This window comes from Ruegeria sp. HKCCE3926 (assembly GCF_017872515.1).
Lineage (GTDB): Bacteria > Pseudomonadota > Alphaproteobacteria > Rhodobacterales > Rhodobacteraceae > Ruegeria.
The window spans coordinates 107,792-122,283 of the sequence record NZ_JAEDOU010000004.1 but is presented as its reverse complement, the minus strand read 5'-3'; the positions used below and the strand labels follow the sequence as shown (position 1 = coordinate 122,283).

Here is a 14,492-nt window from a genome sequence, read left to right as displayed (position 1 = left end):
TTTCGGATCAGCGGGGACGATGGATATGAGCGCTTTGGACGATGCCGAACGCGGCCATCAGCACCAGCATGGCCGATCCGCCATAGCTGACCATTGGCAGTGGGACGCCCACAACCGGTGCCATGCCCATCACCATCGACATGTTGACGGCAAAGAACAAGAAGAAGTTCAGCGCGATGCCCAGAGTAACCAGTGACGAGAACCGATCCTTGGTGGCCAGTGCGGTCGCCATGCAGAACACAAGGATCAGGGCATAGAGAATCAAGAGCGTGATGCCACCGACGAATCCGAATTCCTCTGCGAGGGTGGTGAAGATGAAATCGGTGTGTTTCTCGGGCAGGAAGTTCAGCCGGGATTGCGTACCCTGCATGAAACCGCGCCCGTTCCAGCCCCCGGAACCAAGGGCGATCTTGGATTGCGTGATGTGATACCCGGCACCCAAAGGATCGGTAGAGGGGTCAAGAAACGTGTCGATCCGGCGGAACTGATAATCCTTGAGCAACTGCCATTCGGTCCCGCGACTGTTGAACACGGCGGCGATCAGGCCCACGACGGCGGCAATGACGGCTGCAAAGTAGGCCCAGTGGACACCCGCAAGAAACATCAGCCCGCCACCGGCAGCCAACAGCAGGATCGACGTGCCGAGATCCGGCTGTTTCAGAACCAGCAGGGTTGGCAGGACAATCAGGGCCACGGGAACAAAGACCCATAGAGGGCGGGAGGTCTTGTGCGATGGCAGCCAGTCGTAATACGCCGCCAGAACCATGACCAGGGCCACCTTCATGACTTCTGAGGGTTGCAGGCGCATGAACCCAAGGTCGATCCAACGCTGCGCGCCCATGCCGATGGTGCCGAACAACTCCACGAATACCAGCAACGCGACCGACCCGAGATAGGCCAGCACGGACATGTTGCGCCAGAACCAGATCGGAACCAAAGCAATGATGAACATCGCGATCAGGCCAAGCCCGAACCGCTCCATCTGTGGTTCCGCCCAGGGTGTCCACGACCCGCCTGCAACCGAATACAGCATCAGGAACCCTGCGCTGGCCGTGCTGATCAGCAACAGGGTCAGCGGCCAATTCATGTACAGGAATTTCCGAAACCCCGACGGCGTGGATTTCACGGCATATTCAAGATAGCTCATGCGCGGTCCTTTCCGTCGGGACGCGCTTTGGGGCGACGGTCGCCCTCGAGCCGTTTTTGCTGTTCCTTGATCCGCTCGCGGTCGGCAACCGGATATGCCTCAAGCGGCGGGGTACCGTTGTAGAGCGCCTGAAGCATGATATCGCGGGCGACCGGTGCCGCCGCCTTGGACCCGCCGCCGCCATGTTCAACGACCACGGCAACCGCGTATTTCGGATTGTCATAGGGCGCGAAGCAGACGAACAAGGCGTGGTCGCGACGCTCCCATGGCAGGTCTTCGTTGCGGATCACGCCGGCGGCACGTTCGGCCTTGGTGATGTTGCGGACCTGACTGGTGCCGGTTTTGCCGGCCATGCGGAACTCGTCCGCGATGATGCGGCTGCGATAGGCCGTCCCACGCCGATCGTTCGAGACCGAGTACATGGCCTTGCGCACCTGTTCCAGATTGTAGGCGTTGATGTCCAGCGGTTCCCCTGCGCCCGAAGGCTGTTCGACACCGTCGATCGAACGTACAAGGCGCGGTGTCACCGATCGGCCGGTGGCGATACGAGCCGTCATGACGGCCAGTTGAAGCGGTGATGCCAGCATGAACCCTTGCCCGATGGACGCGTTGGCCGTGTCGCCCACCAGCCAATCCTGACCGTGTGTCCGCTGCTTCCATTCCTGATTGGGGGCAAGTCCAGCGGCGACCGCCGACATCGGAATATCGTGTTTGACGCCTAGGCCCAAAGTACGAGCCATTTCGGATATCTTGTCGATCCCGACCCGCAAAGCCACGTCGTAGTAATAGACGTCGCAGCTGCGTTTCAGCGACAGGTTCAGATCGACCGTGCCATGCCCGCCGCGCTTCCAGCAGTGGAACCTGCGGCTGCCGACCTTAAGGTGCCCGGGGCAATACACTGTGTTTCCAGGGCCTATCACGCCGGCCTCCAGCGCGGCCAATGCAGTGACCATCTTGAACGTCGACCCCGGAGGATAAGTGCCTTGTACGGACTTGTTGGCCAGAGGGCGATACTTGTCCCCCGTCAATGCCCGATAATCCGCGACCGAGATACCGCGCACAAACAGATTTGGATCAAAACTGGGTGTAGAGCTGACAGCGCGCAGGTCCCCGGTTTCGCAATCCAGAACAATTGCCGCCGCGCTTTCTCCTGCCAGCCGCGCTTGCGCATATTGTTGCAGGTCGGCATCGATCGCCAATTGCAAGTCCGCACCCGGCTGACCTTCCTGCCGGTCCAGCTCGCGCATGACCCGCCCTGTGGCATTGACTTCGACACGCTTTGCACCGGCTTTGCCACGCAGGGCTGTTTCCTGCTTGGCTTCCAACCCGACCTTGCCAATCTGAAACCTGGGAATTCGCAAAACCGGCTCGGGGTCTTCGAGCTTGCTGAGATCGTAGTCGCTGACCGGGCCGACATAGCCGACGATATGGGCGAAATCCTCATAGCGTGGGTATTGCCGTGTCAGGCCCACTTCGGGCGTCACACCCGGAAGGGCCGGGGCATTGACTGCGACTTTCGAGATGTCTTCCCAAGTGACCTGATCCGCCAGAGTGACCGGCAGGAACGGGGCTGATCGGCGCATTTCAGTCCGGGCGCGTTCGATCTCATCATCGTTCAGCGGGATGAGTTCCGACAATTTGGCAATCACCTTGTCGACGTCACCTGCGTCTTCACGCACGATGACGATGCGATAGGATGGTGAGTTCTGACCGATGATTTGACCATTGCGGTCATAGATACGTCCACGGGTTGGCGGGATGAGTCGAATGTTGATGCGGTTTTCTTCGGCCAGCAGGCGGTATTCGTCGGCCTGATCCACCTGCATGAAACGCATCCGTGCGGCCAGCCCGCCGATAAAAGCCGCCTGCAAACCGCCCAGCAGTAGCGCCCGGCGTGGCAGGCGTTTATAGGCAAGGCCCTGCGACTTGGGTTTGCGTTGTTTCATGCTCCGCCCCCTACGGCTCCGGCATCCGCAGCAGACAGGCGGTGGACGCCAAATACGCTTTGGCTCAACAGCACGATGAACGGGTAGAAGGCGATTGTCAGCACAAGTTGCATAACGACTGGCCACAAAGCGGCCTGCTGCACAGACAAGATCGACAAAACGACTCTGTTCGTCAAAAAGACCATGGCAATCACCACACCGACAGACATCCATTCTCCGACAAACCCAGTGTCCTTCATACCCGGAGCGGCAGAGCGCAGATAGGCTGTGCCAAACACCACCAGCGCAGCCAGAAGGCCGGGCGGGCGTTGCAGCAACAGATCCGCCATCAGCATGACAAACGCGACCAGCAGCGTGGGCACATAATCGGGGCGCCGCAATACCCAGGCAAAGGTCAGCGCAATCAATACATCAGGAAAAGGCCAGCGATCCGGTTGCGCATCAAGCGGCAGCAAATGCAGAAACAGAACGACAAAGGCCAGCGCAACGTAAAGGCCGCGCATGGCCCAGTTGTATGAGGCGGGCCTATCCATCGCTGACCTCATCCGGCACAAGCGCAGTTTCGGGCCGAGTTGGCCCGACGATCCCACCCGGATCCTGAATCGGCGGGGGCGAATGGAAGCGCAGAACACGAAGAAACTCGAGCCGTTCAAAATCTGCTGAAAGGCGAACGCGCAGGCGGCCGCCTGGATCTGCGGTGATCTGGCCGATCAAAAGGCCTGCCGGAAAAACGCCACCGTCGCCGGATGTGATCACCCGATCACCGGGGCGGACCAGCTCTCGGTTTTCAAGAAACTCGACCACTGGGGCCGGAGTATTGTCTCCTTTGATCAACGCGGTCTGGCCAGAAGGCTGAATCGTTGCCGGAATGGCGCTGGTGGCATCCGTCACCAGGATCACCCGAGCCGTGTCTGGCCCGACGCCGGAAATTCGGCCAACCAGCCCGATTCCATCCATCGTGGCCCAGCCATCAACGATCCCGTCGCGTTCCCCCACATTCAACAGGACGGACTGCCGAAAGGGTGATCCGCTGTCGGCCATCACAACACCCGTGATGTATGTCAGGCGCGGGTCGAGGCGGACATTGTTCAGATCCAACAGCCGCGCATTTTCCTGCTCCAATTGCAGTGCGGCCTCTTTCCAGGCACGCATCAGGCGCAGTTCGCTGCGCAGCTCGCGGTTCTGCTCGCTCAGACGCTGGTAGCTTTGGAAATCGCGCACAAGGTTCACAGCGGCGGTCACGGGCACCATGGCCCAGTCCATCGACGGTACGACCGCGTCCACCACCTGCGCGCGGAACCGCTCGACACGCGGGCTGTCGATCCGCCACACCAGAAAGATACCCAGCAAGCAAAGGATGACGATCCCCAGCAACAAGCGGCGCAGAGGGGTCGTGTAGTCATCGCGCTGTGATCGGTCTTTTGCCACAGGTTACCTTCCCGTGCTGCTCGTGCCGAATTCAGACTGCCCCTAAAAGGTGCGCGCCTCAGCTTTCGTAGTCAATCGCGTGGCGCAGCTGTTTTTCGTATTCTAGCGCCTTGCCGGTGCCCAAAGCCACACAATTCAGGCTTTCGTCCGCGATGGACACGGCCAGGCCGGTCTGTTCGCGCAGGGCCAGATCCAGATCACCCAGCAATGCACCACCGCCTGTCAGCATGACGCCCCGATCCACGATATCGGCGGCGAGATCGGGCGGAGTGGTCTCCAGCGCGGTCATCACCGCTTCGCAGATCTGCTGGACGGGTTCCGACAGCGCCTCGGCGACCTGGGCCTGGCTGATCTCGATTTCCTTGGGTACGCCGTTCAACAGGTCACGACCCCGGATATGCATCGACTGGCCGCGGCCATCATCAGGCATCCGCGCCGTGCCGATCGTCGTCTTGATGCGTTCCGCAGTGGATTCACCGACCAGCAGGTTCTGCTGACGGCGCAGGTACGAGATGATGGCTTCGTCCATGCGGTCGCCACCTACGCGGACCGAGCGGGCATAGACGATGTCGCCCAGCGACAGAACGGCCACTTCGGTCGTACCACCGCCGATGTCGACGACCATGTTGCCGGTCGGGTCGGTGATCGGCATGCCCGCGCCGATGGCGGCGGCGATCGGTTCCGCGATCAGGCCCGCGCGGCGCGCGCCTGCGGACAAAACCGACTGACGGATTGCGCGTTTTTCGACTGGGGTCGCACCGTGAGGTACGCAGACGATGATCTTGGGTTTCGAAAAGGTCGAACGTTTGTGCACCTTGCGAATGAAGTGCTTGATCATTTCCTCGGCGGTGTCGAAGTCGGCGATCACGCCTTCACGCATGGGGCGGATGGCTTCGATCGAACCGGGCGTTCGTCCCAGCATCAGCTTGGCATCTTCGCCGACGGCCAGAACTTTCTTAACGCCGTCCTTGACGTGATAGGCTACGACCGAAGGCTCAGACAGGATGACACCGCGCCCCTTGACGTAAACCAGCGTGTTCGCCGTTCCAAGGTCGATGGCCATGTCCGCTGTGAACAGGCCGCCCAGATTGCCAAAGATCCCCATGTTTCCCCTGATCCTGTATGTCGGTTTTTCTACTGCCCGCGACTCGACGGTTCCGGGACGGATGACTTATAGGGTGCCATCACGCCCGGTAAAAGGGCTGATTCCGCGACAATCAGCACCTTTCCGCCTTATTGAATGGGACTTTAGAAGGCAAAATGCTCTCTTATCAACATATTTACCACGCCGGGAATCTGGCTGATGTCCAAAAGCACGCATTGCTGGCCTGGGTGCTGAATTATTTGACGCAGAAGGACAAGCCGCTCAGCTATGTCGAAACGCATTCCGGGCGGGGGCTGTACCAGTTGGACGCGGACGAATCCATGAGGACGGGCGAGGCGGCGGCGGGAATCGAGCGCGCGAAACGAGAAGGGTGGTTCGGCCCCGGACATCCGATGGCGCGGGTTCTGGAAAACATACGGGCCCGGCACGGCGACGCGGCCTATCCGGGATCGCCGATGATTGCAGCACATCTGTTGAGGGATCAGGACAGTCTGCATTTTGCCGAGCTGCACCCTCAGGAACATGCCGCGCTGTCTTTGGCTATGTCGCCGTTCGGGGCGAAGGTGTATCGGCAGGACGGGTTTGAACTGGTGCAATCCCTGCTGCCTCCGACGCCGCGTCGGGGGCTATTGCTGATTGACCCAAGCTATGAGGTGAAGACCGACTACGATCGACTGCCCGCAGCGATTGCCAAACTGCACCGGAAATGGAATGTCGGGGTGATCGCGCTGTGGTACCCGGTTCTGAAGGACAAACGCCACGCCCGGATGATCGCGACGCTAAAAGCGCAAAACTTCCCCAAGGCCATTTGCCATGAGGTGACGTTCCCACCGGTGCGCGAGGGGCATCGGATGGTGGGGTCAGGGATGTTCATTCTGAACGCACCATTCGGCATCGAGGAAGAGACGACACGCCTGTCGCAGCTATTTGCAGGCCTCTGAGGCCAGCCAAAGAAATGCAACCGATACTCCCGCCCTGTTTGCCTGCATCAGAGATGCCGTCAAACATGTTGGGCCCCTCACCGCGCCAATTATGATCAGGTCAGGTCTTTGTAGCTGATTTCGCGGGCATCCGCGCCCGGGCCGGTCTTTTCCCGGCGCACGATCAGGCGGTTCAGCGCGTGGATATAGGCTTTGGCCGAAGCCACGACAGTATCCGTGTTCGCCGACTGACCCGTGGCGATCATGCCATCTTCTTCCAGCCTGACCGAAACCGTGGCCTGCGCATCGGTGCCTTCGGTCACCGCATGAACCTGATACAGCTGCAAACGGGCCGTGTTGGGGTAAATCGCACGGATCGCCTTGAAGGTTGCGTCTACCGGCCCGTCACCGTGTTCAGTTGCGATGACGTCCTTGCCGTCGACTTCCAGCTCGACCGTCGATTCCGCCTGGCCGCCGGTGCCGCAGGTGACTTTCATCGACACCAATTGCAGATAGTCGTCCGCCTCGTCCAACGTCATCAGCGCAATGAGATCGTCGTCGAACACTTCTTTCTTGCGATCCGCCAGATCCTTGAACCGCACGAAGATGTCTTTGAGTTGATTGTCGCCAACTTCAAAACCCAGCGTTTCCAGTTTGTCGCGCAGAGCCGCGCGGCCCGAGTGCTTGCCCAGAGGCAGGGACGTGCCCGACAGGCCGATATCCTCGGGGCGCATGATCTCGAAATTGTCGCGGTTCTTGAGCATGCCGTCCTGATGGATACCGCTTTCGTGGGCAAACGCGTTCTTGCCGACGATGGCCTTGTTGAACTGCACGTTGAAGCCCGACACCGTGGCGACCCGGCGAGAGATATGCATGATCTTGGTCGTGTCGATCCCGGTGTGGAAGGGCATGATGTCATTGCGCGTGCGCATTGCCATCACGACCTCTTCCAGGGCGGTGTTGCCGGCGCGTTCGCCCAGGCCGTTGATGGTGCATTCGATCTGGCGTGCGCCACCGATGACGGCCGCCAGCGAGTTCGCTGTCGCCATGCCGAGGTCGTTGTGACAATGGGTGGCAAAGATCACCTCATCTGCGCCCGGAACCGTTTCGATCAGGCGTTTGATCAGGTCAGCGGATTCCAGAGGCGCAGTATATCCCACGGTGTCGGGGATATTGATGGTGGTTGCCCCGGCCTTGATCGCGATTTCGATGACGCGGCACAGGTAATCCCATTCGGTCCGGGTTGCATCCATCGGCGACCACTGCACGTTTTCGCACAGGTTGCGCGCGTGGCTGACCGTTTCGTGGATTTTGTCAGCCATCTCGTCCTGTGTCAGGTTCGGAATGGCGCGGTGCAGTGGAGAGGTGCCGATGAAGGTGTGAATGCGGTTCTGTTCCGCGTGTTTGACCGCCTCCCAGCAGCGATCGATATCGGCGAAATTGGCGCGGGCCAGACCGCAGATGCGGCTGTTTTTGGATCGTTGTGCGATCTCGGTTACCGCTTTGAAGTCACCTTCGGATGCGATCGGAAAACCGGCTTCGATGATGTCGACGCCCATGTCATCCAACAGTTCGGCAATCTCGAGCTTTTCGTCATGGGTCATGGTCGCGCCGGGGCTCTGCTCGCCGTCGCGCAAAGTGGTATCGAAGATCAAGACGCGGTCTTGGTCGGTCACGTTGGTCATGGGAATCTCTTTCTTGTCTGTCCTAAAGCCTGTTGGCGCGCTGGCGTCCTCCTCTGAGCGGGCGCGCCGGATGGCACGCTCAGAGGCGGATTAGGATCAGTAGGCCACGCAGAACCGCGCCGCGAGGGGCGGCTTTGGCAAAAGGGATATCTGCGCAGTTGATCATGGGTCTGAGGTTATACAGACGCCGCCGGGAATGAAAAGAACCAATTTTCGACAAGTTGCGGTGCAGGGGGTTGGAAATTCCCGTCCCTTGATTGATCCGTCCATGCCGCTAGCTGGTCACAGATGGATACTGCTTTGATCATTGGTGCGTCCGGCGGGATTGGTGCGGCCGTACGCGAGCAATTGGAGGCACAGGGCGTTGCGGTGACGTGCCTCTCGCGCTCTGTCGAGGGGTTCGATCTGATGGAGCCAGATCAAGCGAGCCGGATGCTTGATCGCTTATCGGGCCCGTTCGATCTTGTTCTTGTCGCTTCCGGGGCGCTGGAAATTTCAGGCAATGCGCCCGAAAAGACCATTCGATCTGTTTCGGCAAGGGCAATGATGGACCAGTTTGCTCTGAATGCCGTTGGTCCGGCGTTGGTGCTAAGCCGGGCCCATCAGTTGTTGCCGCGACAGCGGCGTTCGGTATTTGCTGTATTGTCCGCGCGGGTCGGGTCCATTGGCGACAATCGGATGGGCGGCTGGATCAGCTACCGCGCGGCCAAGGCCGCGGTCAATCAAATCGTCCATACTTCGGCAATTGAATTGGCCCGGACCCATAAACAGGCGATATGTGTTGCGCTGCATCCCGGCACGGTCAAGACAGAGTTTACTCGGAAATATCTGGGACGGCACCCTGCCGTTGAACCCGGTGAAGCCGCGCGCAACCTGATGTCCGTGATCGGCGGGTTGCGCCCGGCGGATACCGGTGGGTTCTTTGACTGGGCCGGAAAACCTGTTCCCTGGTGAGCGATCATTCGCCAGACGGATCTGGTTGTGCCACCTCTGAATCCGGGTCTGTCTGCTGTGCCGGAGCGTCTGCGCCGCCCTGCTGGTCCGGGGTTTGATTTGGCAAAACACCGTTTTCCCAGATACCGGTTTCTTCTTGCCCGTTGGCATAGCGCATGGTTCCGCTGCCCTGCCTTTTGTTGTCGACAAAGTTGCCCTCATAGACGTCGCCGTTCGAATAGGTCGCTATGCCTTCACCGTTGATTTTGCCTTCGGACCAGTCGCCGACATACTTGAACCCGGCAGGGGTCACGATTTCTCCTTTGCCGTGACGCTTTCCGTTCACGAAGTCCCCGGTGTAGACCGTGCCGTCAGAGTAGGTCGCCTTGCCTTTTCCCTGACGGACCCCGTTGACCCAGTCTCCGTCATAGATCGAACCGTCCGCGCGGGTCATCACACCCTTGCCGTGGCTTTGCGCGTTTTTGAACTGGCCCCTGTAGATCATGCCGGTGGCATAGGTCGCCGTACCCTGACCTTCGATAACGCCAGCGATCCACTCACCCTCGTAAGTGGAGCCGTCGGGATAGGTAATGCGGCCGTTTCCTTCCGCCAGATCGGCCACGAAATCGCCCACGTAAACCGAACCGTCGGGATAGGTCAGCTCACCCAAGCCTTCTATCTGACCCTGGTTCCAGTCGCCGGTGTACACAAATCCATCGGTTCCGGTGAACGTGCCCTTGCCATGGCGGCGATCATCGACAAAGTCGCCCTCATAGACGTCCCCTGACGCGTGAGTTACTTTGCCTTTGCCCTGACGGCGCCCCTGCACAAGCTCGCCTTCATACACATCACCATTGGCATAGGTCAGGCGACCAGTTCCGGTGATCTGGTCCTGCGTCCATTCGCCTTCGTACACCATTCCGTCAGGCATCGTCTGGGTGCCTGTGCCATCGCGCAAGCCGACGTTGACATCGCCTTCGTAAACGCTGCCATCGGCATAGGTGATCGTGGCCTTACCTTGCCGCTGACCGTCCACCCAGTCGCCATCGTAGACATATCCGTCGGGAAAGGTCAGTTTGCCCTTGCCGTGCCGTTGCGCGTTCCTGAACTCACCCTCATAGCGCGAGCCATTGGCAAATTCAGCGATGCCCGTGCCGTTAATGGATCCGTTGGACCATTCACCGTCATAGCTGCTGCCATTGGCGTAAACGATCTTGCCGCGCCCGTCCGGCTGACCTTTGACGAACGCGCCTTCATAAACCGATCCATCCGGGTACTTGGTGACGCCTTGGCCTTGAATTTCGCCTTCCACCCACTGGCCGGTGTATTCGAACCCGTTGGGCAGCCGATACGTACCCGTCCCGTGGCGCAGGCCATTCTCATAAGTGCCCTCGTAGACGCCGCCCACTTCGTCATCCTTGACGATAATCGTGCCGTCCTGCGCAACAGCGGTCGCAGCTGCCAGGCTCATGGCCACAGCCCCAATTGAGTTTCGGATCACATTCATTTTGGTTCTGCCTGCCGGATCATCGTTGGTTGCATCCCTGGGCGCAAAACTAGGGTACCGTCGCGGGCAGGGCAACGGGTTTTGCCGCATTGGCCTTTTACTCGCGCGATGATCTGCTAAATGGCAATAGGACTGACGAGGCAAGAGGGCAGCATGGCCGACCGTTTCCGCATCACTCTGGCGCAACTGAACCCGACCGTAGGGGATATCGACGGCAACGCGGCCAAGGTCGTTGCCGCGTGGGAACAGGGCAAAGCGGCGGGCGCCGATCTGGTGGCGTTCCCCGAGATGTTCATCACCGGATACAACACGCAGGATCTGGTGCTGAAGCCGGTGTTTCATCGCGCGGCCATGGATGCGGTCGAGACTCTGGCCGGAAAATGCGCCGATGGACCCGCGATTGCCCTGGGTGGTCCGTGGGTCGATGATGGCAAGTTGTACAATGCCTATCTGATCCTGAAGGGGGGGCGGATCACCAGCAAGGTTCTGAAGCACCACTTGCCGAATGAGACTGTTTTCGACGAAGTGCGCCTGTATGATGCGGGTCCTCTGGGTGGTCCTTATTCGGTTGGCAACTTCCGGATCGGCAGCCCCATCTGCGAGGATGGCTGGCACCCGGATGTGGCGGAAACGCTTGAGGAAACCGGGGCCGAGTTTCTGCTGATCCCCAATGGATCGCCCTATTTCCGGAACAAATACGATGTACGTCTGAACCATATGGTCGCGCGCGTGGTCGAAACGGGCCTGCCGCTGATCTACCTGAACATGGTTGGCGGGCAGGACGATCAGGTCTTTGACGGCGCCAGCTTCGGTCTCAACCCGGGCGGAGAGCTGGCCTTCCGGATGTCGGTATTCGACGAAGTGGTTGCGCAGGTGGATCTTGAGCGCGGCGACGATGGCTGGCGCATTGTGCCGACAGAAATCGTGCCCCAGCCGGATGTGTGGGAGCAGGATTATCGCGCGATGGTGCAATCCCTGCGGGACTATATGGGCAAGACCGGTTTCAAAAAAGCAGTTCTGGGACTGTCCGGAGGGATCGATTCCGCGTTGGTGGCGACCATCGCGGTGGATGCCATCGGGGCCGACAATGTTCGCTGCGTGATGTTGCCGTCGGAATATACCAGCCAAGCGTCATTGGACGATGCCGAGGCCGTCGCCAAGGCGCTGGGTGTGCACTATGACCATGTGCCGATTTCGGAAAGCCGGGCTGCCGTCACCAACACGCTCGCTCCGCTATTTGCGGGGTTGGACGAAGGCTTGACCGAGGAGAACATTCAGTCGCGCCTGCGCGGGCTTTTGCTGATGGCAATCTCGAACAAATTCGGCGAAATGCTGTTGACCACCGGCAACAAGTCCGAGGTCGCGGTGGGCTATGCCACGATCTATGGTGATATGAATGGCGGCTACAACCCGATCAAGGATCTGTACAAGACCCGCGTGTTCGAAACCTGCCGCTGGCGCAACGCCAACCATCGAGACTGGATGATGGGGCCTGACGGAGAGGTCATTCGCCCGTCCGTCATCGACAAACCCCCCAGCGCCGAACTGCGCGAAGATCAGAAAGACAGCGACAGTCTGCCGGACTATCCCATACTGGACGCGATACTTGACATTCTGGTCGATCAGGATGGCTCCATCGCGGATTGCGTCGCCGCCGGATTTGACGAGGCGGACGCGCGAAAGGTCGAGCACCTGATCTATATCAGCGAGTACAAACGGTTCCAGTCCGCTCCGGGCACGCGCTTAAGCAAGCGGGCATTCTGGCTGGACCGGCGGTACCCGATCGTAAATCGCTGGCGTGATCGTCACTGAAATTGAAGCCAAACCCGTCAGATCGGAAACAGTGGAGTTTTCGCGCTGCGCATTGTCCCCTGATCGAGGAGCAAAGCCCGTGCGCCGGGGCGAAAAAGGCCATCCCTGGCTTGCTTGGGTGACATTTTTCTGACACATTTTTGCTTGGAAGTTGCCCAATGTGGGGCGGATGCGACGCATTGTTGTTGATGGCGAGGGCCTGACGTGGTGATCGCGGCGTATCCGGGGTTGGATGTCTGAGTGAATGGTTTGGTGTTAAAATGTACGAGAATGTTGAAAGATCGCTTCATGCGCCTTTGAAATGGCGCACAATGGAATCTTTGCCGCAAGATTTCGATGAAGAAAAGCTGGATGCGGCAATTGCCGATCTGTTGAATGAGCAGCGGCAGTCGGAAGATCAGAAAGCGGCCATGTTGCGGCCAGAGTTTCCGCAATTGCTTCCACAGGAAGACGTATCCGCGCAAGCGGCGCTGAAGGAAAACCGGTTGTCCGCGATCTTGCGTCAGAAATGGGCGGAACTGTCCGGCGCAGCGTAACCTTTGGCCCCGCGCTATTAACCTCAGGCGTCTGGGTCACAGAAGCCGAAAATCGTATGTTGCGGTGGCAGTTTGTATTGCCCATGCTTTGTCTTTTGGTCTCCATAGCGGTCCAAGTGACAGAGTAAGGCTTATTGATGACCGCGCCCAAACCGACTCCTGTAGAACCTGATCTTGCCCTGCCCAAAACCGTGGATGTCGTGGTCATCGGCGGCGGAATCATCGGCGTTTCAACCGCATTGGAACTGGCAGAGCGGGGCGCTTCGGTTCTTTTGTGCGAAAAAGGGCAGATTGCAGCCGAACAAAGTTCTCGCAATTGGGGTTGGGTCCGTCTTGGGATGCGGGACCCAAGAGAGATACCCCTGATGCAGGAATCGTCGCGCATCTGGCAGACGCTCGATGACCGGCTGGACCGCAAGACAGGTTACACCCGATCCGGTATCCTTTTTGGCGCATCCGGCAAGCGGGATGCCGGCAACATGGAACGTTGGCTGCACCATGTCGAAGGATTGCAGACCGGCGCGCGGATGGTTTCGGGCGGTGAGTTGGAAGACCTTTTGCACGGCAACCAATCGGGCTTTGAATCCGCTTTGTACATGCCGCAGGACGGTCGTGCCGAACCTCAATGGACAGCCCCCGCCATTGCCGAAGCTGCGCGGGCTCGGGGCGCGGTGATCATGACGAATTGCGCCGTGCGCAGTTTGGACATTCAGGCTGGACGTATCGCCGGTGTTTTCACCGAGCGCGGCAAAGTTGCCAGCGGCCGCGTCGTTCTGGCCGGGGGTGCGTGGTCGCGCCTGTTTGCAGGAAATGCTGGGATCGAGCTGCCGCAGTTGAAGGTTCTGAATACGGTCCTGCGCACATCCCCTATCGCAGAGGGGCCCGAGGCGGCGTTGTGGTCGGATGACTTTGCGATCCGAAAACGGGCAGATGGCGGGTACACTATTGCGTCCGGTCATGAGAATACCGTGGACATCGTGCCGGACAGTTTTCGATTGGCGATTCAGTTCCTGCCGGCTTTTGTGCAGGAGTGGAAATCTCTGCGCTTTCGCCTGTCCAAACGCTGGACGATCGAAGCACAACAGAACCGAAGATGGCTGCCAACCGATGTGACACCATTCGAACAGTGCCGGATCCTGGACCCTGAGCCGTCTCAAAAAACGTTGCGACGCGCCTGGGCCAGTGCATGCAAGGGATACCCCGCTGTGCAAAAAGGCGAGATCGTACAAAGCTGGGCAGGTATGATCGATGTGACGCCGGATGCCATTCCCGTCATCTCGGGCGTGGATGATCTGCCGGGAATGTACATTGCCACGGGGTTTTCGGGCCATGGTTTCGGAATCGGGCCCGGGGCGGGGCGGCTGATGGCCGATCTGGTTGCCGAAACAACGCCTTGCGTGGACCCGGCCGCCTTTCGCTTGTCGCGGTTCAGTGACGGTTCAAAAGTGCGGCCGGATCCGGGGTACTGAACGC

At 59.4% G+C, this 14,492-nt stretch carries 12 protein-coding genes; 5 read left to right on the top strand and 7 right to left on the bottom strand.

Annotation, left to right across the window (positions count from 1 at the left end; translation table 11 throughout):
• Positions 1-7 precede the first annotated feature (7 nt).
• The 5 genes from rodA to I9184_RS12340 are packed head-to-tail and all read right to left on the bottom strand — an operon-like array spanning position 8 to position 5,626.
• Complete coding sequence (gene rodA, locus I9184_RS12360; protein ID WP_171634836.1) at positions 8-1,147, bottom strand: rod shape-determining protein RodA; 1,140 nt, start codon at positions 1,145-1,147, stop codon at positions 8-10.
• A complete protein-coding gene (mrdA, locus tag I9184_RS12355; protein WP_171331337.1) occupies positions 1,144-3,093 on the bottom strand; it encodes a penicillin-binding protein 2 in 1,950 nt (649 codons plus the stop codon). Before mrdA ends, rodA begins: the two co-directional genes overlap by 4 nt.
• Complete coding sequence (locus tag I9184_RS12350) at positions 3,090-3,626, bottom strand: rod shape-determining protein MreD (protein WP_171634834.1); 537 nt, start codon at positions 3,624-3,626, stop codon at positions 3,090-3,092. Before I9184_RS12350 ends, mrdA begins: the two co-directional genes overlap by 4 nt.
• A complete protein-coding gene (gene mreC, locus I9184_RS12345) occupies positions 3,619-4,521 on the bottom strand; it encodes a rod shape-determining protein MreC (protein WP_209834619.1) in 903 nt (300 codons plus the stop codon). The genes I9184_RS12350 and mreC overlap by 8 nt, the downstream gene beginning before the upstream one ends.
• A gap of 58 nt (positions 4,522-4,579) precedes the next feature.
• Complete coding sequence (locus tag I9184_RS12340) at positions 4,580-5,626, bottom strand: rod shape-determining protein (RefSeq protein WP_039523195.1); 1,047 nt, start codon at positions 5,624-5,626, stop codon at positions 4,580-4,582.
• A gap of 155 nt (positions 5,627-5,781) precedes the next feature.
• Here I9184_RS12340 and rlmJ point away from each other — a divergent pair, with 155 nt between their 5' ends.
• Positions 5,782-6,567 carry a 23S rRNA (adenine(2030)-N(6))-methyltransferase RlmJ gene (rlmJ, locus tag I9184_RS12335; RefSeq protein ID WP_209834617.1) on the top strand — a complete coding sequence of 262 codons (786 nt, stop codon included), beginning with the start codon at positions 5,782-5,784 and terminating at the stop codon, positions 6,565-6,567.
• Positions 6,568-6,662: 95 nt separating this feature from the next.
• Here the strand turns inward: rlmJ and I9184_RS12330 are convergent, their stop codons facing one another.
• Entirely contained in the window at positions 6,663-8,231 is a 1,569-nt protein-coding gene (locus I9184_RS12330) for a 2-isopropylmalate synthase (protein WP_171634829.1), read from the bottom strand.
• A 288-nt stretch (positions 8,232-8,519) separates the two neighbouring features.
• Between I9184_RS12330 and I9184_RS12325 the strand changes: the two genes are divergently transcribed.
• Entirely contained in the window at positions 8,520-9,185 is a 666-nt protein-coding gene (locus I9184_RS12325; RefSeq protein WP_171634821.1) for an SDR family NAD(P)-dependent oxidoreductase, read from the top strand.
• A 4-nt stretch (positions 9,186-9,189) separates the two neighbouring features.
• Here I9184_RS12325 and I9184_RS12320 read toward each other — a convergent pair whose 3' ends face one another.
• Positions 9,190-10,635 carry a 2-isopropylmalate synthase gene (locus I9184_RS12320; RefSeq protein WP_245218114.1) on the bottom strand — a complete coding sequence of 482 codons (1,446 nt, stop codon included), beginning with the start codon at positions 10,633-10,635 and terminating at the stop codon, positions 9,190-9,192.
• A gap of 189 nt (positions 10,636-10,824) precedes the next feature.
• On the opposite strand from I9184_RS12320, the gene I9184_RS12315 reads away from it, so the two are divergent.
• The 3 genes from I9184_RS12315 (at position 10,825) to I9184_RS12305 (ending at position 14,488) form a co-directional block, all read left to right on the top strand.
• On the top strand, positions 10,825-12,483 hold the full coding sequence (locus I9184_RS12315) for an NAD+ synthase (protein WP_209834613.1): 1,659 nt from the start codon (positions 10,825-10,827) through the stop codon (positions 12,481-12,483).
• Positions 12,484-12,794: 311 nt separating this feature from the next.
• Positions 12,795-13,019: a hypothetical protein gene (locus I9184_RS12310; RefSeq protein WP_245218113.1), complete on the top strand. Its 225-nt coding sequence runs from the start codon at positions 12,795-12,797 to the stop codon at positions 13,017-13,019.
• Positions 13,020-13,156: 137 nt separating this feature from the next.
• The gene (locus I9184_RS12305; protein WP_209834609.1) at positions 13,157-14,488 is read left to right on the top strand and encodes an FAD-binding oxidoreductase; all 1,332 of its coding nucleotides are present in this window, start codon (positions 13,157-13,159) and stop codon (positions 14,486-14,488) included.
• The last annotated feature ends 4 nt before the right edge of the window (positions 14,489-14,492 follow it).